We start from the raw sequence: 17,314 nt of genomic DNA, 5'->3' as shown, positions 1-17,314 counted from the left end.
CGGTCCTGGCCTGCTCCACCGAGCATACGCCCTGGACAACGGCAGGATGACCGGGCAAGGACAGGGGCAGGGCGCAATGGCAGACGCAGCACTTCCGGGCGGGAAGGCGGCACCGGCCCATTCGCAGACGCTGTCCCGCGGCATCAGAATGCTTGAAATCCTGAGCGAGGAAACGACGGCGCTCAGCATCGGGGAAATTTCAGCCCGGATGGGCGTGCACCGTTCGATTGCGTACAGAATCCTGCGCACCCTTGAAGACCATGGGCTCGTCGCCAGGGACAGCTCCGGGGGCATCGTCCTGGGCACCGGCCTGGCAACGTTGGCCCGCGGTGTTGCCCGCGACCTGCAGACGGCAGCACTCCCTGAGCTGACATCCCTCGCCAACGAGCTCGGTGCCACCGCCTTCCTGGTGGTGCTGGACCGCGGGGACTGCACCACGCTGACCAGCGTGGAACCGCGGCACAGCCGGGCCGCGGTGGTCCAGCGGCCCGGCACCCGTCACGCGCTGAACGTGGGGGCGCCGGGGCTGGCCATCCAGGCGATCCTGGACGATTCGCAGTGGGAGGCGATTTCTCCAGACCAGCCCCGCCGCGCGGAAGTAGCTTCCGTCCGCGAAGCGGGATTCGCCGTCAGCCACCACGAAGTCCTGCCGGGGGTCACAGGCGTGGCCGTCCCGCTCAAACCCACGCAGGGACTCCAGCCCGCCGCCATCGCCGTCGTTTATCCCAGCGCCCAGCTCGCTCCCGACCAGGTTGGAAGCTCAGTCAAAGAAGCAGCCCGGCGGATCAGCGAGCAGCTCCACTAGCCAGCGACGCCTCCAGGCGAGGGGCCAGCAAGGGAGTGAAGAAGGCCCCGAGCTCAGCGGTCGAGGTCAGCGGCAGGACGTTTGCCACGTACTGGTCCGGCCGCACCACCACCACAACGCCGCCGCGGTCCACGCCGCGCAGCTCGAAAATATCGGCGGCGGGATCGGTGGCGTACACCTTTTCGTAGTCGGTGAGCTTGAACGGTCCGACCTGCGGCTTGAACACTGCCGGCACAGCCGCCATGTCCAGGTCGGAGTGTGCCTGCTGGTAGATCACCTTCACGTCGAACCAGGCGTCAGGATCCGCTCCCGACGGCGTCGCGGCCAGCGGTGATTCCGGCGAGTTCGCGATCCACTCGGCAAACCGGTCCGTGGCAGATGCCGCCGCCTGCTTCCCTCGTGACGGAAGTGCCTGGTCAGCGAAAACGTAGATGCGCCAGCGGCCGTCCGCCGTGGCGTGATGGCCAAGGTGGATGGGGTTGGTATCGCCCACCCGCACTACAGGCGCTGACTTGAACCGCTTGCCCACCGGGAAGCCCGTGGCCAGGTCCTGGTGATCGGCGGCTGCAATCAGCATGGACGGCGCGTACTCGGTCATGAACCCGGCCGGAAACTCTGCCGTGCTGACGTAGAAGTTTTCAAGCTCCGTAGGGTCCCCGAATTCTTCGGGCTTCTTAGCCATCATCGTGGACCACTCTTTATCAAAGTCGATGAGGTTCTTCGCCACCACCTGCCGCTCTTCCGAATAGGTGGAGAGCAGGGCTTCCGGGCTGCGGCCCTCGAGCACGTGTCCCAGCTTCCAGGCGATGTTAAAGCCATCCTGCATGGAGACGTTCATGCCCTGGCCGGCTTTTGCACTGTGCGTGTGGCAGGCGTCCCCGGTAATGAAAACGCGCGGGGTCCGCGTGCCGCGATCCTCCGGAAGGACGTCGTCGAACCGGTCCGTGAGGCGGTGCCCCACCTCGTACACGCTATGCCACGCAACGTTCCGCACGTCCAGGGTGTAGGGGTGAAGGATCCCGTTCGCTTTCTGGATGATTTCCTCGATGGTGGTGCTGCGCACCGCACCGTTGTCGTCCGGGTCCACTTCGCCGAGGTCAACGTACATCCGGAAGAGGTGACCGCCTTCGCGCGGGATCAGCAGGATACTGCCGCCGGAGCCGGACTGGATGGCGCACTTGGTGCGAATATCGGGGAAGTCCGTGACGGCGAGGGCATCCATCACGCCCCAGGCGTGGTTGGCGGCGTCACCGGCAAGGGTGCAGCCGATCGCCTGGCGCACTTTGCTGCGGGCCCCATCGGCGCCCACGACGTACTTCGCCCGGACGGTGCGATGCCTGCCCTCATGGGGACCGGACGTGTGGAGCAGCGTCACGGTGACGGGGTACTCCCCCTCGCTGGAGACCTCAAGGTCCTGGAACTCATAGCCGTAATCGGGTGTCATCCGGGCGGGTGAATTGGCCATGAACTCAGCAAAGTAGTCCAGCACCCGGGCCTGGTTCACGATGAGGTGCGGAAATTCGCTGATCCCGGCGGGATCGTCCGGCGTGCGTGCTGTCCGGATAATGCGTGAGGGGTCAGTGGCGTCGGGCTTCCAGAACGCCATCTCCGTGATGGCATACGCCTCGTCGATGATCCTCCCCGCGAATCCAAAGGCCTGGAAGGTTTCGACGCTCCTGGCCTGGATTCCGTCGGCCTGGCCGATGGCCAGCCGTCCCGGACGGCGCTCCACAATCCGGGTGGTGACATTCGGGAACTGCGACAACTGCGCGGCAGCGAGCATCCCGGCAGGGCCGCTGCCAACAATCAGCACGTCAACTTCATCCGGGAGCTCAACCGGCCGGTCGATGCCCACGCCTGCGGCGGGCTGAACCCTGGGGTCTCCGGATACGTAACCGTGGTGGTGGAACTGCATGGACTTTCCTCACTTCGCTGTGGGTTCACTATCATCCAGCTTCGTTCTATATAAGAACATGCGTTTCTATATTAGAAAGCGGTGGCTTGATCCACGACTGTACGGCATGTGTGACGCCGCATACAAGTGGGCTTGGATCGGCCTTGACCGAGGGGGTTGACGGATCGCTGCTTGGACTTCATAGTGATTCGTATACGATTTCGTACTTGATGAGGAGACGGTTTTGGAGCAGGTCAACGGGGACATCCTCGCAGCGGCACGCAAGGTGATCGCGGTGCACATCAACTACCCCAGCCGGGCAGCCCAGCGCGGACGCACGCCGTCCCAGCCGTCCTACTTCCTCAAGCCGTCGTCCTCGCTCTCCCTCAGCGGCAGCGCCGTGGAACGCCCGGCGGGCTGCGAGCTCCTCGGCTACGAGGGCGAGATCGCCCTGATCATCGGCAAGGCCGCCCGGCGCGTCGGCATCGAGGACGCCTGGAGCCACGTAGCCGCGGTGACCGCCAGCAACGACCTCGGCGTCTATGACCTGCGCTACGCGGACAAGGGCTCGAACCTCCGGTCCAAGGGCGGGGACGGTTTCACCCCGGTGGGCCCGGCACTGATCCCGGCCGATGCCGTGGACCCCGCCGGCCTGCGCATCCGCACCTGGCACAACGGCGGACTCGTCCAGGACGACACCACCGAGGACCTGCTGTTCCCGTTCGCGCGGCTGGTGGCGGACCTGTCCCAGCTGCTCACCCTCGAAGAAGGGGACATTATCCTGACCGGCACCCCGGCCGGCGCCTCCGTGGCCAAGCCCGGCGACGTGCTGGAAGTTGAGGTCAGCACTGCCGACGGCCGCCTCACCACCGGGCGCTTGGTCACGGCCGTGGAGGAAGGCACGACGGCGTTCGCCGGGTTTGGCGCCGAACCCAAGGTTGATGACCTGCAACGGGAGGAGGCCTACGGTTCACGCGAAGCGGCGGGTCTGGCACCCGCGGAAGCGGCCGCCGTCGGGCCCTCCCTCTCCCCCGAACTGAAGGCGAAGCTGGAGAGCGTCGCCACCGCCACCCTGTCCTCCCAGATGCGCAAACGCGGCCTGAACAACGTCAGCATCGACGGCCTGCAGGCAACCCGCCCCGACCGGCGCGTGGTGGGACTGGCCCGCACCCTCCGCTATGTTCCTAACCGCGAGGACCTCTTCACGACCCACGGCGGCGGCTTCAACGCCCAGAAGCGCGCCATCGACTCCGTCAACGAAGGCGAAATCCTCGTGATGGAGGCCCGCGGCGAGAAGGGCACGGGGACGGTCGGCGACATCCTGGCCCTCCGCGCCCAGGTCCGCGGCGCCGCAGCGATCATTACCGACGGCGGCGTCCGCGACTACTCCGCCGTGGCCGGCCTGGAGATGCCTACCTACTTTGCCAACCCGCATCCTGCCGTGCTGGGCCGCCGCCACATCCCGTGGGACACGGACATCACCATCGCCTGCGGCGGTGCCACGGTCCAGCCGGGGGACATCATCGTGGCCGACTCCGACGGCATCCTGGTGATCCCGCCGGCCATCGCCGAGGAACTGGTGGAGGACTGCATCCAGCAGGAAAAGGAAGAAGCCTTCATCTTCCAGATGGTCCAGGAAGGCAACAGCGTTGACGGCCTGTATCCCATGAACGCCGAGTGGCAGAACAGGTACGCAGAGTGGGAAGCAGGCAAAGCCGATGACTGAGGCTGCAGTGACTGAAACGACAGCGGCCACTGGCAGCAAGTCCCAACAGGCCTACGAAGCAGTCAAGGCCCGGATTGTGGGAGGCACCTACACTCCCGGCTACCGGCTGGTCCTTGGCAGCATCGCCAAGGACCTGGGTTTCAGTGTGGTGCCGGTCCGGGAAGCCATCCGCCGGCTCGAGGCCGAGGGCCTGGTGAAGTTCGAGCGGAACGTCGGCGCCACCGTCGCCGGGATCGACCCCACCGAATACCTCTATACGATGCAGACCCTGAGCATCGTCGAAGGCGCCGCCACCGCGTTGTCCGCCCCGCTCATCGGCGAGGCGGATCTGGTCCGGGCCCGCGCAGTGAACGAGGAAATGCGCGCGTGCCTGGAACACTTCGATCCCGTCCGCTTCACGCAGCTCAACCAGGACTTCCACAGCGTCCTCTTCGAACACTGCCCCAACCCCCACATCCTGGACCTTGTGCACCGGGGCTGGAACCGGCTCGCCTCACTGCGGTCCTCCACCTTCCGCTTTGTTCCCGGCCGTGCCCACGATTCAGTGGACGAGCACGAGGCACTGCTGCAACTCATCGAATCCGGGGCCGCCGCCGAGACCATAGAGAAAGCAGCACGACTCCACCGCAGCGCCACCCTTGACGCCTACCTCTCCCAAGCCAAAAGCATCTAAGCAATCCCACAGCAGTAAGGAAACAACAATGACGTTCGCTGCCTCAGAAACCAGCACCCATTACGTGCCGCAGGACCTGCCCACCCACATCCAGCACTACATCAACGGACAGTTCGTTGACTCCGTGGGCGGTGCGACCTTCGACGTCCTGGACCCGGTATCCAACACCAACTACGCCACCGCCGCCGCCGGCCAGAAAGAGGACATCGACCTCGCCGTCGCCGCGGCCCGCGAAGCCTTCACGAACGGCCCCTGGCCGAGGATGAAGCCCCGCGAACGCGCCCGCGTGTTGAATAAGATCGCCGATGCCGTCGAGGCCCAGGAAGCCCGGCTCGCCGAACTGGAAACCTTCGACACCGGCCTGCCCATCACGCAGGCCAAGGGCCAGGCCCTCCGCGCCGCCGAGAACTTCCGGTTCTTTGCGGACCTGATCGTGGCCCAGTTCGACGACGCCATGAAGGTCCCCGGTTCCCAGATCAACTACGTGAACCGCAAGCCGATCGGCGTCGCCGGGCTCATCACGCCGTGGAACACCCCGTTTATGCTCGAGTCCTGGAAGCTGGCCCCGGCCCTGGCCACCGGCAACACCGTGGTCCTCAAGCCCGCCGAATTCACCCCGCTCTCCGCCTCACTGTGGGCGACCATCTTCAAGGATGCCGGACTGCCTGACGGTGTGTTCAACCTGGTCAACGGCCTCGGCGAGGAAGCCGGCGACGCCCTGGTCAAGCACCCCGACGTCCCGCTGATCTCCTTCACCGGCGAGACCACCACGGGCCAGACGATCTTCCGCAATGCCGCCGCCAACCTCAAGGGCCTCTCCATGGAGCTCGGCGGCAAGTCCCCCTGCGTCGTGTTCGCCGACGCCGACCTGGACGCCGCGATCGATTCAGCCCTGTTCGGAGTCTTCTCCCTCAACGGCGAGCGCTGCACCGCCGGCTCCCGCATCCTGGTGGAACGCGCCATCTACGACGAGTTCTGCGACAAGTACGCCGCCCGGGCCAAGAACATCGTGGTCGGAGACCCGCACGACCCCAAGACCCAGGTGGGTGCGCTGGTCCACCCCGAGCACTACGAGAAAGTCGCTTCCTACGTGGAGATCGGCAAGTCCGAAGGCCGGCTCCTGGCCGGCGGCGGCCGCCCGGACCACCTCCCCGAAGGCAATTACATCGCACCCACGGTGTTTGCCGACGTCGCCCCCGACGCCCGCATCTTCCAGGAGGAAATCTTCGGCCCCGTCGTCGCCATCACCCCGTTCGACACCGACGACGAAGCCCTCGCTTTGGCGAACAACACCAAATACGGCCTGGCGGCCTACATCTGGACCCAGAACCTGACCCGGGCGCACAACTTCTCCCAGAACGTCGAGGCCGGCATGGTGTGGCTCAACAGCCACAACGTCCGCGACCTGCGCACCCCGTTCGGCGGCGTCAAAGCCTCCGGCCTGGGCCACGAAGGCGGCTACCGCTCCATCGATTTCTACACCGACCAGCAGGCCGTCCACATCACCCTCGGCACCGTCCACACCCCCAAGTTCGGCGCCTGACGGCGCTTCCCAACCCTTTCAAAGAAGAGAGAATCCGATGACAAACTTCGTTCCTACCCCCACCGTTCCGGCCCCGGACATCGTCCGCTGCGCCTACATGGAGATTGTGGTCACCGACCTCGCCAAGTCGCGTGAGTTCTACGTGGACCTTCTGGGCCTGCACGTCACTGAAGAAGACGAAAACAACATCTACCTGCGGTCCCTCGAGGAGTTCATCCACCACAACCTGGTGCTCCGCAAGGGGCCCATCGCCGCCGTCGCCGCCTTCGCCTACCGGGTGAAGTCCCCCGCCGAGGTGGACGCCGCCGAGGCGTATTACCGCGAGCTGGGCTGCCGGGTTGAACGCCGCAAGGACGGCTTCACCAAGGGCATCGGCGATTCCGTCCGGGTGGAGGATCCGCTGGGCTTCCCGTACGAATTCTTCTACGAGGTGGAGCACGTGGAACGCCTCACCCAGCGCTACGACCTCTACTCCGCCGGCGAACTGGTCCGCCTGGACCACTTCAACCAGGTCACCCCGGACGTCCCCCGCGGCCGCAAGTACCTCGAGGACCTCGGCTTCCGCGTCTCCGAGGACATCCAGGATTCCGACGGCGTCACGTACGCCGCGTGGATGCACCGGAAACAGACCGTGCACGACACCGCCCTGACCGGCGGCAACGGCCCGCGCATGCACCACGTCGCGTTCGCCACGCACGAGAAGCACAACATCATCCAGATCTGCGACAAGATGGGCGCCCTGCGGATCAGCGACCGGATTGAGCGCGGCCCCGGCCGGCACGGCGTCTCCAACGCGTTCTACCTCTACATCCTTGACCCGGACGGCCACCGCGTGGAGATCTACACCCAGGACTACTACACGGGCGACCCGGACAACCCCACCATCACCTGGGACGTGCACGACAACCAGCGCCGCGACTGGTGGGGCAACCCCGTGGTCCCCTCGTGGTACACCGAAGCCTCCCTGGTCCTGGACCTCGACGGCAACCCGCAGCCCGTGATCATCCGTGAGGAAAAGAGCGAAATGGCCGTCACGGTCGGTGCCGACGGCTTCTCCTACACCCGCAAAACAGATGGAGAAGGTGCCGGCGCCGCTGAACAGAAAACAGGCTTCAAGCTCGGGGCGCAGCTCTAGCCATGCTGGACGCGAAGACGATCGAGGCCATCGCGGACGAGCTGCTCGAGGCCGGGCGTTCCCGGACCCCCGTCCCCCGGCTCACGTCCCGCTACACGGACATGACGGTGGAGGACTCCTACGCGGTGCAGCAGTTGTGGCGGCGCCGCAACGAGGAGGCCGGACGGACGCTGGTCGGGCGCAAGATCGGCCTCACGTCCCGGGCGATGCAGGCCGCCACGGGGATCACCGAGCCGGACTATGGCGCGATTTTCGATGACATGGTGCTGGAGACCGGCTGCTCGGTGGAATGGGACAAGTACACGCATCCGCGGGTGGAGGTGGAGCTCGCGTTTGTCCTGAAAGACGCGCTCAAAGGCCCGGGCTGCACCATCTTCGACGTCCTGAACGCCACCGACTATGTTGTTCCGGCCCTCGAGATCCTGGACTCCCGGATCGAAATGGAGGGCCGGACCATCGTGGACACCATCGCGGACAACGCCGCGATGGGCGCCATGGTGATCGGCGGGCGCCCGGTCAAGCCGGATGCCGTGGACCTCCGCTGGGTCTCCGCGATCCTCTACAAAAACCAGACCGTCGAGGAGACCGGCGTGGCCGCCGGCGTCCTGGACCACCCGGCCAACGGCGTGCACTGGCTGGCCAACAAGATCGCCGCCCACGGCGACGGCATGAAGGCCGGAGACATCATCCTCGCCGGGTCCTTCACCCGGCCCATGTGGGTCTACAAGGGTGACACCGTACACGCGGACTACGGACCGCTGGGGGTTGTGACATGCCGCTTCGAATAGAGGACACGTTCCGCGATGCCTTGCGCGATCAAAACGGAAATGCAGGCCGTCCCTTGGCCGGGATGTGGGTTTGTTCCGGCAGCCCGCTGATCGCCGAACTCTGCGCCGGGTCCGGCCTGGACTGGCTGTTGGTGGACGCCGAGCACAGCCCCAACGGGCTCGAATCGATCCTGTCCCAGCTCCAGGCCGTCAACGGCTACCCGGTCCAGGTCCTGGTCCGGCCGCCGGTCAACGACACCGTGGTCATTAAGCAGTACCTTGACCTCGGGGTCCAGAACCTGCTGATCCCGATGGTCAACTCCGTGGCCGATGCCGAAGCCGCGGTGGCGGCCACCCGGTACCCGCCGCACGGTGTCCGCGGCGTGGGCTCGGCCCTGGCCCGGGCCGCCCGCTGGAACCGGGTCCCGGCCTACCTCGCCCGCGCCGGGGAAACCATCAGCGTCACGGTCCAGATCGAATCGACGGCGGCTGTTGAGGCCGTGGAAGAGATCCTGGCCGTCGATGGCGTGGACGCCATTTTCCTGGGACCGTCAGACCTCGCCGCGTCGATGGGGGTGCTGGGACAGCAGGAACACCCCGAGGTGCGCGCCGCCGTCGAACATTGCCTGGCGGCGGCGGAAGCGGCCGGGAAACCCGCCGGGGTGAACGCCTTCAACCCCGAAACCGCCCGCCGCTACATGGACAATGGCGCCCGTTTCATCCTGGTGGGCGCCGATGTCGCCCTGCTGGCCCGCGGCTCCGAAGCCCTCGCGGCAGCGTTCATCCCGGCAGCCGAGCCCGCGGAAACCAAAACCAGCTACTGACAAGTCTTGAAGGACTTTTCCCGTGGCAGTTACTTCTGCGCTGCCCCGTGCCGTCTGGCCGCGCTGCTCGCTTCTGTTCAGACCGGTTTGCTGCTTTGGGGGTGAGGCGGACTTCGCGCTGCTGATGACCCTGGAGATGCCTGTCCCGGCTCCTTAGTCCGGGACTAAGGAGCCGGGACATAAGACCGCGACGTTAGACCGCGGCGGTGGCGCCCGCCACGCGGACCGCAACCTGGCCGCTTCCCGGCGTCAACCGGGAAGCGGCTGCTTCGTCGGCCACCACGGTCACGTGCGGGTGCCGCTGGAGGACGGACGCCGGGCAATCGGCGGTGACAGGGCCGTTCAGGGCGTCCGCCAGGATGCCTGCCTTGTCCGCGCCATTGACCACAAGCAGGAGGTGTCCGGCTTCCATGATGGTGCCCAGGCCCTGCGTGATGCAGCGGAGCGGGACCTGTTCCGGGGTGCTGAAGTAGCGGGCGTTGGCCTCGCGGGTGCGCTCGGTGAGGACCTCGACACGTGTGCGGGAATCCAAGGCCGAACCGGGCTCGTTGAAGGCCAGGTGTCCGTTGTGGCCGATGCCAAGGATCTGCACGTCAATGCCGCCGGCCGCCGCAATGGCCGCGTCATAGTCAGCGGCAGCACGCTCAGGGTCTGCAGCGCTGCCGTCCGGCACGGCAACCTTGGCCGGGTCCAGGTGCAGCCGTTCGGTCACTTCGCGCATGATGACTTCGGCGTAGCTTTCAGGGTGGCCGGCGGGCAGGCCCACGTATTCGTCCAGGGCGAAGCCACGGACTGCGGACATGTCCACCGTGTGGCCTGCGAGCGCCGCGTAGATGGGCAACGGCGAGCCGCCTGTGGCCAGGCCCAGGACGGCGTCGGGCTTGCTGCGGATGACGGCGGCAAGGATCCCGGCCGCAACGGAACCGGTGGCTGAGGCGGTAGGCACAACAAAAATTTCCACGTCAAAGGCACTTTCTACGAATTTCGGGCAGGACTGCATGCGCCCGGGTGTGCGGGCGGCGGAAGAAAGAAAGGCGGGCTAGCTGGCCGCTACATCCTTCAGTTTCTGGCGGATGCCATCAAAGTGCCGCTGCAGGCGTTCGGAGGCCAGCGCCTTGTCCTTGTTGGCTACGGCCTCGTAGATTTCCCAGTGGTCCTTGGTCTGCTGCTCGAGGTTCACCGGACCGGTACCGAGCGCCAAGTGGATCTTGCGGTACACCTGCCAGAACACGTCCATCAGGTTGATCAGCAGTTCGTTATTAAGCGGGGCGTAAAGGCGTCGGTGGAACTCGGCGTCGTGCACGTACAGGTGCTCGCCCTCCTTGGCGGCAGCTTCCATGGCCTCCATGGTGGCGCGCAGATCGGCCAGGTGCTGGTCCGTGAGGAGGTCGATGGCGGAGCCGATCAGCCCGGATTCGAGGGCCTGCCGCACGTCGATGAGTTCCATGGCCTCTTCGCCCTTGTGGCGGAGGGACAGCCGGCCGCGGAAGGTCAGGCCGGACACCAGGGCGCTGAAGTTGTTAGGGGCCACAAACATGCCAAACCCGTGACGGATCTCGATGACGCCAAGTGCCTGCAGCACCTTCAGGGATTCGCGGACGGTATTGCGGCCCACACCGAGTTCGGCGGAGAGCTCGCTTTCCGTGGGCAGTGCGTCGCCGACGTCCAGCCCGCGCTCAAGGATGAGGTCCATAATCCGCGTCTGCAGGGCATGCGAACGGAGCTGCGCGCTGAAGCGGGCGGGCGATACTTCTTGCGATGCGATGGCCACGTGATCTCCTTCTTGCGGCGCCAACGGGCGACGACTCCTCTTACGTATCCAGAGTACAGGAGATGGGACGTCCAATGTCTAGGGTGACGTACCCAATTCGTGGAGTTTGTACCGCCAGGAGCCGAATCTAACCCAAAAGGGTCCGAACCAGCTCGCGGCACGTCCGGTAGGCGGGTGTCTTCGTGTCAATCATTGCGTAATGATCGCCCGGGACCATGACCAGCCGGGTCTCCATGTGCGCTGCCGCTCCGGCGTTAACGTAGGACTCCGACTGGCTCCGCGGAACGTCGTCGTCGTGGGTTCCATGGACTGCGATGAGGGGCACGGCCAGCGGCAGCGTGGTCATCGGATCCGCGTATCGGTGACGGAGCGGATATTTCGACGACGATCCCCCCAGGAGGTTGCTCACCGCACCGTTGCTGAGATTGAGTTGCTCCGCCTCCGCGAGATTCAGGACGCCCGACTGGCTGACAACGCCGGTGAGGTGCACGGCGGAGGCGTCTTGCCGGCGCGGAATCTGCCGGTCCGCATCCGGCAGGCCCAGCTGGGCAAGCTTGCCGCGCCCGGCGGCCCAGGCAGCGAGATGCCCGCCAGCCGAATGGCCAAGCGCCACCACGGGGCCCAGATTTAAGCTGTGCGTGGCGGCGAGGTCGTGCAACATGTCAATTCCGGCAAGCACATCGATGAACGTGTTCGGCCAGCCACCGCCATTTCCGGCCCGTCGGTATTCGAGGTTCCAGGCGGCCATGCCGTGGGCAGCACAGTCCATGGCCAGCGGCTCACCCAGTTCGGCGCCGTACTGCGGGCGCCAGTAGCCGCCATGGATCACCACCACCACACCGCGGTGCTCACCGCCCGCGGGCAGTTCGGGCAGGAAGAGTTCACCCCATTGGCTGGCATCCTCGCCGTACTGGTACTTGTGCCGCTTCACTGCATCCCCCTTGACGCTCATATCCCCCTCGGCGACTGGCGAACACGCGGCAGCCCGGCTTCCAACGGCCGCCGCTGCCGCGCCCGCCAGGGCGCGCACCACAAACGTGCGACGCCGGAGCTCAGCCATGTGCCGAGCCTACAGCGAACGGGGCCGGAAGATTTCCGCGCGTGGACCACTCGCTATGCCTGCAGCGGAACGAGTGCGTTACGAACGGACGGGCCCGCTGGTTGCGCCCCGTGGCCAACTAATACTTCCCCCGGCCGGCCCGCGGCGACCTGCAATGAGCGTAGTGTCGGTAGTAGGAGATTTCGGGTGGTGAAGAGGTCCGGGGTTGAATATTTCGGGCCGCGCGCGCAGAGAGCGCACAGCCGCCAGCCGGGGCGTGTAACCCCCGGTGATGCATGGAATCGAGGCCGCATGGCCGAGAACGAAGCACTCCCCACACCGGAACAGCTCCAGGATCTGCTCCTTGAGAGCCCGGGCTTTACGGAATTCCTTCTGGAACTCACCGCTGTTTCCGCATCTCTGCTCGGCGGGGACGCGCCCATGCTTTGCGCCATTACGGTGGAACAGGAGACCGGCCCGGCAACGGTAGCCAGCAGCTCCGCGGAAGCCCGCAGCCTGGACGAACGCCAATACGCTTACGACGACGGCCCCTGCCTGACAGCCTTGCGGCATCAGCGCACCGTCCACATCCCAGACCTTCAGGCTGACGACGGCTGGGCCTGGTATGCGCAGGCCGTCTCCGATGAGGGAATCCAGACCATTTTGGCTGTCCCCATTCCAACAGGCAACGGTTCCCGCTCGGCGTTGAACTGCTACTCCACCAAGGTCCATGCTTTTGCGCCGGAAACGGTGGCAGCTGTGGAGGAGCACGCCGCCTCACTCTCCAGGATCCTTCGGCTGGCCATGCGTGTGCATGCGCCGGAGCCCTACCCGCAACACCTCAGGTCAGCGCTCCGCTCCCGGGCGGTCGTGGACTCAGCCGTGTCCCTGATCATGGTGCACAACCGCTGCGGCCGCGAGGCCGCCGTCGAACTCCTGCAGGTGGCCTCCCGCAGCAGCAACCGGCGGATGCACGAGATCGCGCAGGACATCCTGCGCAACGCCTCCGACATCCCGGTTGTTAGCGGAGGTGGAGACCCATGATCAACGACGGCGTGCCCGGTCAGGAGCCCGCCTTCGAACCGGACCCGCGCCGGATTGCCGCCGCACAGTTTCAGCGCGCGAACGTGACTCTCCCGGAGCTGTGGACCTACTATTACGGGATCGGCGGCAGTGCCGATGAAGTGGTGCTGGACGCCTATCTGAACGAAATGGCGGAACTGCCTCCCCTGCAGGCAGATCTCCTCCATACCGCCCTCAACGAGATGACGGCGGAAGGAAACTGAAGAGAGTGCCCATGTCTGAAGGCATCGATACGAAGCAATTCCACTACGGCGGAGACCGTGCGGAGAGCCTGGAGGACTTTGTCCTCCAGCTGCAGGACCTCGTCCTGGACAGCCCCGACTTCCGCGAGTTTATGACGGATATGGCGGCGATCATTGCCGATCGGCTATCGCACAGCGGAAATGCCATCTCCTGCGGGATCACGGTGATTCGGCACAAACGCCCCTCAACGGTGGCCACCAGCGATTCCAGGGCCCGGAGCCTGGACGAACTGCAGAACAGCTTCGGCGACGGACCGTGCCTGACGGCCCTTCGGACGAATACCGTGGTCTACGTACCGGACCTTGCGGCCGATCTCCGCTGGCCAAAGTACACTACGGCTGCCTGCGGCGCGGGAATCGGTTCCATCCTCGCCGTGCCCATGCAGCTCCAAACGCCCGCGCAGGCTGTGGTGAACCTGTACGCCGCCTATGCGCACGGCTTCCCGGAGACCGGCATTAACACGGCCCAAAGCCTCACCGGAACCGCCGCGAAGGCCCTGGATCTGGCCCTCAGCGTTGCCCACCTGCGCGATGCCCGTGACGACCTGTCCGCCGCGCTGCAGTCCCGAACCGTCATAGACACAGCAATTGGGGTGATCATGTCGCAGAACAGGTGCAGCCGCGATGCGGCATTCCAGATATTGGCCAAGGCATCAAGCCATCGGAACCTCAAACTGAGGGAAGTAGCAGCCATCATCGTTTCGTCCGTTTCCGGCGAGCAGGAGATTCGCACAAGATTTGACGAATAGCACGTCCGCCTGAAAGTCGCGCCGCTCGGGGCACTTAGTCCGGCAGAGGCGTTAGGCTTTATCTGAAGCGCTGAGCGGCCCAAAGACAGGGTTATCCGGCCCATTGCAGGCCGGTCACGCTGAATGGCCGGAGGCATTAACTATGATCAAAAAGTATCCCTTGGACGAACTTTCCACTGCCGTCGGCAGAATCATGGGGCTGCTCCTCACGGAAGAGAAGGTGGACCACGCCGTCCAAATCCTTTCCCGGGCCGTCAGGGATTCCATCCCCGGCAGCATCGGCGCCGGTATCTCGATTCTTGATCCACAGGCCCGGCCGCTCAGCTCCGGTTCCACTGATGCCACGGTGAAGCGTGCCGACGCGCTTCAGTACCAACTCGTCCAGGGTCCCTGCCTCACTGCCTGGGCAACCCAGCAAAGCGTGGTGGTCACCGACGTCGCCGCGGACACCCGGTGGCCAAACTGGAGTGCCGCCGTCGTCGATATGCCAATCCGGTCAGTGGTGAGCAGCCCCCTCATGGCGAACGGCGAGGCCATTGGTGCCATGAAGATCTACGCTGCCGTGCCGCGCGTCTTCGATGACGCCACGGCAGCGCTTATGGAGCTGTTTGCGGAGCCGGCCGCAACCCTCCTTTCGCACATCCAAACGTCCGAGGTCCCCGAGCGCATCAGTGAGAGCCTCCAGGCAGCGCTGTACAGCAGGGACGTGATCAACCGGGCGTGCGGCGTGCTTATGGAGCGCCACACCCTCTCGGAGGAAGGCGCCCTCCAACTGCTGATGCAGGAAGCGCGCGCTGCGCGGTCCACGCTGAGCGAAGTCAGCGCCGCCCTCCTGGGTGTGGACTCTGATCCGCATAGAGGCACGAGTGATGGGCTTCGATAGCAGCGAACCCGAGCAGCGCCGCCGGCTTCAGGCAGCGCTGACGGCAGCACAGGTCAGCACCGGTGACCTGTGGCTCTACTACTTCGGCATCGGCGGGGCCGTGGGTGAGTATGAAGTGGAGGCCTACATGCAGGGACTCCTCTCCCTCCCCCAACTGCAGCGGGACCTCCTGGCCATGGCCGCCAACGAGCTTTTTACCGACCACAACGGCCCCCGCGCACCCTACTCGGACGAGATCGACGCCGAGGATCCCCCCGGCTCCGGACAGGCCTGACGCTCTCTCACTTAACGTGGCATTCCTCCCGACGCTCTCTCACTTAATGTGGCTTAAGCCGGGATGCTCTCTCACTTTCCTTAGGAAAGTGAGAGAGCATCCCGGTTTTTCCTACATTAAGTGAGAGAGCGCCCCGGGGGGGTGGGTCAGCGGCTGGCGCGTCCGGCGCTGCCTGCTCCGCCGTCGCCGGGCACTTTGCCGCCCAGCCGGGCGGTGACTTTGTTGGCCGCTGCCAGGCAGGATTCGCCGAGGCTCTGCAGACGCTCGTTGGAAACGCGGAACCGCGGAGCAGGAATCAGGACGGCGGCCACAACATCGCCGCGGTGGTCATAGACGGGCGCGGCCACGCCCACTTCATCCAGCGAGGACTCGCCGTAGTTGACGGCCCACCCGCGGCGGGCGTCGTCTTTGAGGCGGAGCAGGTAGCCCTCAAGGCTGGCCTCATCCAGCCCGTGAAATTTGATGGCTCCGCTGAGCAGGAGGGAACGGACGCGCTCCTCCGGCTCCGTTCCAAGGAACACCTGCACCGAGGAGCTCAGAGCATCGTTATACCGGGCCCCCAGCGGAGTGGTGTGCTTGATCTGGTGGCGGCTTGCGATCTGCTCCACACAGATTGACTCGTTGCCCTCCCACATCATCAGGGCACTGGTTTCGCCCGTCAGTTCGGTGAGTTCGCGCAGGACCGGATAGGCGACCCGCCGTTCCTCCAGTTCGGCCAGAAGCGGCCCGGCGACGGCGATCAGTCCCAGTCCCAGGCGGAAGCGGCGGGTATCCTCATCCCGTTCTACGAGGTTTTCCTGCTCGAAGGTGGCCAGGATCCGCGACACCGTGCTTTTGTGCAGGCCCACCCTGTTGGCAATTTCCGTGACGCCCAACAATGGCTCGTCTGCGGTAAAGGATCGCAGGACGGCGATGGCGTTGACGATGACCGAGGTGCCCTTGGCGTCGCTCTTGCCGTTCAACTCGATGCTGTTGGTGTCATTGCCGTTGGTTTCGCGGGCGGCTGTTGTGGTCATGGTGCTCACTATCATCGCGCATAGTCAGCGGAAAGCGGGGCAGCCGCGGGGGCAACGGGTTCGCGGTTCAGCTCGCGGGCCAGGTCCACGGCCAGATCTTCGACAACCTGCCGGTACAGCAGTTCGCCCTTGGCAGCGCTGGATCCGGCAGCCGAGGAGAGACAGCCTGTGGCCGGCGTGCGTTCAGGGACCACCGGGAGCCGGTCGAAACGCGGCAGCACCGCGGCCGGACCATCGACCAGGCGGTCCATGCCAACCCGGGCCGGTTCAAGGTGGAGCATCAGCGAGGTTTCCAGGACGCCGCCGTGCTCGATGTCCCACCCCGGGAAGCCGTCGGGGTAGACCTCGGTGAGCGTGTCCTGGCTGACAAAGTCCCAGTAGGAGAGCAGCAGCACGCTCTGCTCCGCTCCGGGCTTGATCCCCAGGTCTTCCAGGGCCAGGTCAATGCCCTCGTAGAGGAACTGGTAGTTCTCGAAGTGGCCGTTGACAAAGACCACGTGCCGGACGCCCTGGTTAAGGAAGGACTTGACCAGGTTGCGCGCCACCCCGATCAGTGTGGCACCGTCCAGGCTGGTGGTTCCGGAGAGGTGGTTGCCGCCCCCGGACTTCTGCTGCGATTTGTACCCGTAGGCGATCGGCTGGGCAACGAGTGCCCCCAGGCGCCTTGCGACACCCTCCGCAAATTGCGACGACAGGAGGGTGTCAGTGCCCAGCGGCAGGTGCGGCCCGTGCTGCTCCAGGGACCCGACAGGTATCAGGACGATCGCGTCCCCGGAGGACAGGACTTCGCGGTAGGCAAAGGCATCCAGGTCTTCCAGAAATACTGACTTGTCCATGCGGGTGGTGCTCCTTGGTGGGTGGTACGGAGTTCGGTGGGGGGGAAGGCGGTG

At 65.4% G+C, this 17,314-nt stretch carries 18 protein-coding genes; 12 read left to right on the top strand and 6 right to left on the bottom strand.

Going from position 1 to position 17,314, the window contains the following annotated elements; all coding sequences use genetic code 11:
* Positions 1–76: 76 nt before the first annotated feature.
* A complete protein-coding gene (locus IDT60_RS00775; RefSeq protein ID WP_191080511.1) occupies positions 77–805 on the top strand; it encodes an IclR family transcriptional regulator in 729 nt (242 codons plus the stop codon).
* Here IDT60_RS00775 and IDT60_RS00770 read toward each other — a convergent pair.
* Positions 786–2,720, bottom strand: coding sequence for an FAD-binding monooxygenase (locus IDT60_RS00770; protein ID WP_191080510.1), 1,935 nt, complete (start codon positions 2,718–2,720; stop codon positions 786–788). The genes IDT60_RS00775 and IDT60_RS00770 overlap by 20 nt on opposite strands.
* 223 nt (positions 2,721–2,943) lie before the next feature.
* On the opposite strand from IDT60_RS00770, the gene IDT60_RS00765 reads away from it, so the two are divergent.
* The 6 genes from IDT60_RS00765 to IDT60_RS00740 are packed head-to-tail and all read left to right on the top strand — an operon-like array spanning position 2,944 to position 9,367.
* Positions 2,944–4,425 carry a fumarylacetoacetate hydrolase family protein gene (locus tag IDT60_RS00765; protein ID WP_191080509.1) on the top strand — a complete coding sequence of 494 codons (1,482 nt, stop codon included), beginning with the start codon at positions 2,944–2,946 and terminating at the stop codon, positions 4,423–4,425.
* Positions 4,418–5,098: a GntR family transcriptional regulator gene (locus IDT60_RS00760; RefSeq protein ID WP_191080508.1), complete on the top strand. Its 681-nt coding sequence runs from the start codon at positions 4,418–4,420 to the stop codon at positions 5,096–5,098. Before IDT60_RS00765 ends, IDT60_RS00760 begins: the two co-directional genes overlap by 8 nt.
* A gap of 28 nt (positions 5,099–5,126) precedes the next feature.
* The gene (hpaE, locus tag IDT60_RS00755) at positions 5,127–6,641 is read left to right on the top strand and encodes a 5-carboxymethyl-2-hydroxymuconate semialdehyde dehydrogenase (protein ID WP_191080507.1); all 1,515 of its coding nucleotides are present in this window, start codon (positions 5,127–5,129) and stop codon (positions 6,639–6,641) included.
* Positions 6,642–6,678: 37 nt separating this feature from the next.
* The gene (gene hpaD / locus IDT60_RS00750; RefSeq protein WP_191080506.1) at positions 6,679–7,776 is read left to right on the top strand and encodes a 3,4-dihydroxyphenylacetate 2,3-dioxygenase; all 1,098 of its coding nucleotides are present in this window, start codon (positions 6,679–6,681) and stop codon (positions 7,774–7,776) included.
* Between the two features lie 2 nt (positions 7,777–7,778).
* A complete protein-coding gene (gene hpaH, locus IDT60_RS00745; protein ID WP_164203208.1) occupies positions 7,779–8,564 on the top strand; it encodes a 2-oxo-hept-4-ene-1,7-dioate hydratase in 786 nt (261 codons plus the stop codon).
* Entirely contained in the window at positions 8,549–9,367 is an 819-nt protein-coding gene (locus IDT60_RS00740) for an HpcH/HpaI aldolase/citrate lyase family protein (protein WP_191080505.1), read from the top strand. Before hpaH ends, IDT60_RS00740 begins: the two co-directional genes overlap by 16 nt.
* Before the next feature lie 193 nt (positions 9,368–9,560).
* Here IDT60_RS00740 and IDT60_RS00735 read toward each other — a convergent pair whose 3' ends face one another.
* The 3 genes from IDT60_RS00735 to IDT60_RS00725 all read right to left on the bottom strand — a co-directional run bounded on the left by IDT60_RS00735 (position 9,561) and on the right by IDT60_RS00725 (position 12,069).
* Positions 9,561–10,328, bottom strand: coding sequence for a glucosamine-6-phosphate deaminase (locus IDT60_RS00735; RefSeq protein ID WP_191080504.1), 768 nt, complete (start codon positions 10,326–10,328; stop codon positions 9,561–9,563).
* A 78-nt stretch (positions 10,329–10,406) separates the two neighbouring features.
* Complete coding sequence (locus IDT60_RS00730; protein ID WP_370590757.1) at positions 10,407–11,132, bottom strand: FadR/GntR family transcriptional regulator; 726 nt, start codon at positions 11,130–11,132, stop codon at positions 10,407–10,409.
* A 133-nt stretch (positions 11,133–11,265) separates the two neighbouring features.
* On the bottom strand, positions 11,266–12,069 hold the full coding sequence (locus IDT60_RS00725) for an alpha/beta hydrolase (protein ID WP_191081764.1): 804 nt from the start codon (positions 12,067–12,069) through the stop codon (positions 11,266–11,268).
* Positions 12,070–12,489: 420 nt separating this feature from the next.
* Between IDT60_RS00725 and IDT60_RS00720 the strand changes: the two genes are divergently transcribed.
* The 5 genes from IDT60_RS00720 (at position 12,490) to IDT60_RS00700 (ending at position 15,408) form a co-directional block, all read left to right on the top strand.
* Positions 12,490–13,221, top strand: a complete 732-nt coding sequence (locus tag IDT60_RS00720; protein WP_191080503.1) for a GAF and ANTAR domain-containing protein — start codon at positions 12,490–12,492, stop codon at positions 13,219–13,221.
* Positions 13,218–13,463, top strand: coding sequence for a hypothetical protein (locus IDT60_RS00715; protein ID WP_191080502.1), 246 nt, complete (start codon positions 13,218–13,220; stop codon positions 13,461–13,463). Before IDT60_RS00720 ends, IDT60_RS00715 begins: the two co-directional genes overlap by 4 nt.
* 11 nt (positions 13,464–13,474) lie before the next feature.
* A complete protein-coding gene (locus IDT60_RS00710; RefSeq protein ID WP_191080501.1) occupies positions 13,475–14,251 on the top strand; it encodes a GAF and ANTAR domain-containing protein in 777 nt (258 codons plus the stop codon).
* Between the two features lie 142 nt (positions 14,252–14,393).
* Complete coding sequence (locus IDT60_RS00705) at positions 14,394–15,134, top strand: GAF and ANTAR domain-containing protein (protein WP_191080500.1); 741 nt, start codon at positions 14,394–14,396, stop codon at positions 15,132–15,134.
* On the top strand, positions 15,121–15,408 hold the full coding sequence (locus IDT60_RS00700) for a hypothetical protein (RefSeq protein WP_191081763.1): 288 nt from the start codon (positions 15,121–15,123) through the stop codon (positions 15,406–15,408). The genes IDT60_RS00705 and IDT60_RS00700 overlap by 14 nt, the downstream gene beginning before the upstream one ends.
* 146 nt (positions 15,409–15,554) lie before the next feature.
* Here IDT60_RS00700 and IDT60_RS00695 read toward each other — a convergent pair whose 3' ends face one another.
* Together IDT60_RS00695 and IDT60_RS00690 are read right to left on the bottom strand one after the other, a co-directional pair.
* The gene (locus IDT60_RS00695; protein ID WP_191080499.1) at positions 15,555–16,424 is read right to left on the bottom strand and encodes an IclR family transcriptional regulator; all 870 of its coding nucleotides are present in this window, start codon (positions 16,422–16,424) and stop codon (positions 15,555–15,557) included.
* A gap of 11 nt (positions 16,425–16,435) precedes the next feature.
* Positions 16,436–17,260 (bottom strand): creatininase, encoded by an 825-nt coding sequence (locus IDT60_RS00690; RefSeq protein ID WP_191080498.1) that lies wholly within the window; start codon positions 17,258–17,260, stop codon positions 16,436–16,438.
* Between the last annotated feature and the right edge of the window lie 54 nt (positions 17,261–17,314).

The organism is Pseudarthrobacter sp. BIM B-2242, assembly GCF_014764445.1.
Classification (GTDB): Bacteria; Actinomycetota; Actinomycetes; order Actinomycetales; family Micrococcaceae; genus Arthrobacter; species Arthrobacter luteus_A.
This window is presented reverse-complemented; position numbering and strand designations above follow the sequence as displayed.

Bases quoted from the DNA above. Each gene is read 5' to 3' on its own strand.
- IDT60_RS00775 (WP_191080511.1), top strand. From the start codon at position 77: ATGGCAGACGCAGCACTTCCGGGCGGGAAGGCGGCACCGGCCCATTCG.
- IDT60_RS00770 (WP_191080510.1), bottom strand. From the start codon at position 2,720: ATGCAGTTCCACCACCACGGTTACGTATCCGGAGACCCCAGGGTTCAG.
- IDT60_RS00760 (WP_191080508.1), top strand. From the start codon at position 4,418: ATGACTGAGGCTGCAGTGACTGAAACGACAGCGGCCACTGGCAGCAAG.
- hpaE (WP_191080507.1), top strand. From the start codon at position 5,127: ATGACGTTCGCTGCCTCAGAAACCAGCACCCATTACGTGCCGCAGGAC.
- hpaD (WP_191080506.1), top strand. From the start codon at position 6,679: ATGACAAACTTCGTTCCTACCCCCACCGTTCCGGCCCCGGACATCGTC.
- hpaH (WP_164203208.1), top strand. From the start codon at position 7,779: ATGCTGGACGCGAAGACGATCGAGGCCATCGCGGACGAGCTGCTCGAG.
- IDT60_RS00740 (WP_191080505.1), top strand. From the start codon at position 8,549: ATGCCGCTTCGAATAGAGGACACGTTCCGCGATGCCTTGCGCGATCAA.
- IDT60_RS00720 (WP_191080503.1), top strand. From the start codon at position 12,490: ATGGCCGAGAACGAAGCACTCCCCACACCGGAACAGCTCCAGGATCTG.
- IDT60_RS00715 (WP_191080502.1), top strand. From the start codon at position 13,218: ATGATCAACGACGGCGTGCCCGGTCAGGAGCCCGCCTTCGAACCGGAC.
- IDT60_RS00710 (WP_191080501.1), top strand. From the start codon at position 13,475: ATGTCTGAAGGCATCGATACGAAGCAATTCCACTACGGCGGAGACCGT.
- IDT60_RS00705 (WP_191080500.1), top strand. From the start codon at position 14,394: ATGATCAAAAAGTATCCCTTGGACGAACTTTCCACTGCCGTCGGCAGA.
- IDT60_RS00700 (WP_191081763.1), top strand. From the start codon at position 15,121: ATGGGCTTCGATAGCAGCGAACCCGAGCAGCGCCGCCGGCTTCAGGCA.
- IDT60_RS00695 (WP_191080499.1), bottom strand. From the start codon at position 16,424: ATGACCACAACAGCCGCCCGCGAAACCAACGGCAATGACACCAACAGC.
- IDT60_RS00690 (WP_191080498.1), bottom strand. From the start codon at position 17,260: ATGGACAAGTCAGTATTTCTGGAAGACCTGGATGCCTTTGCCTACCGC.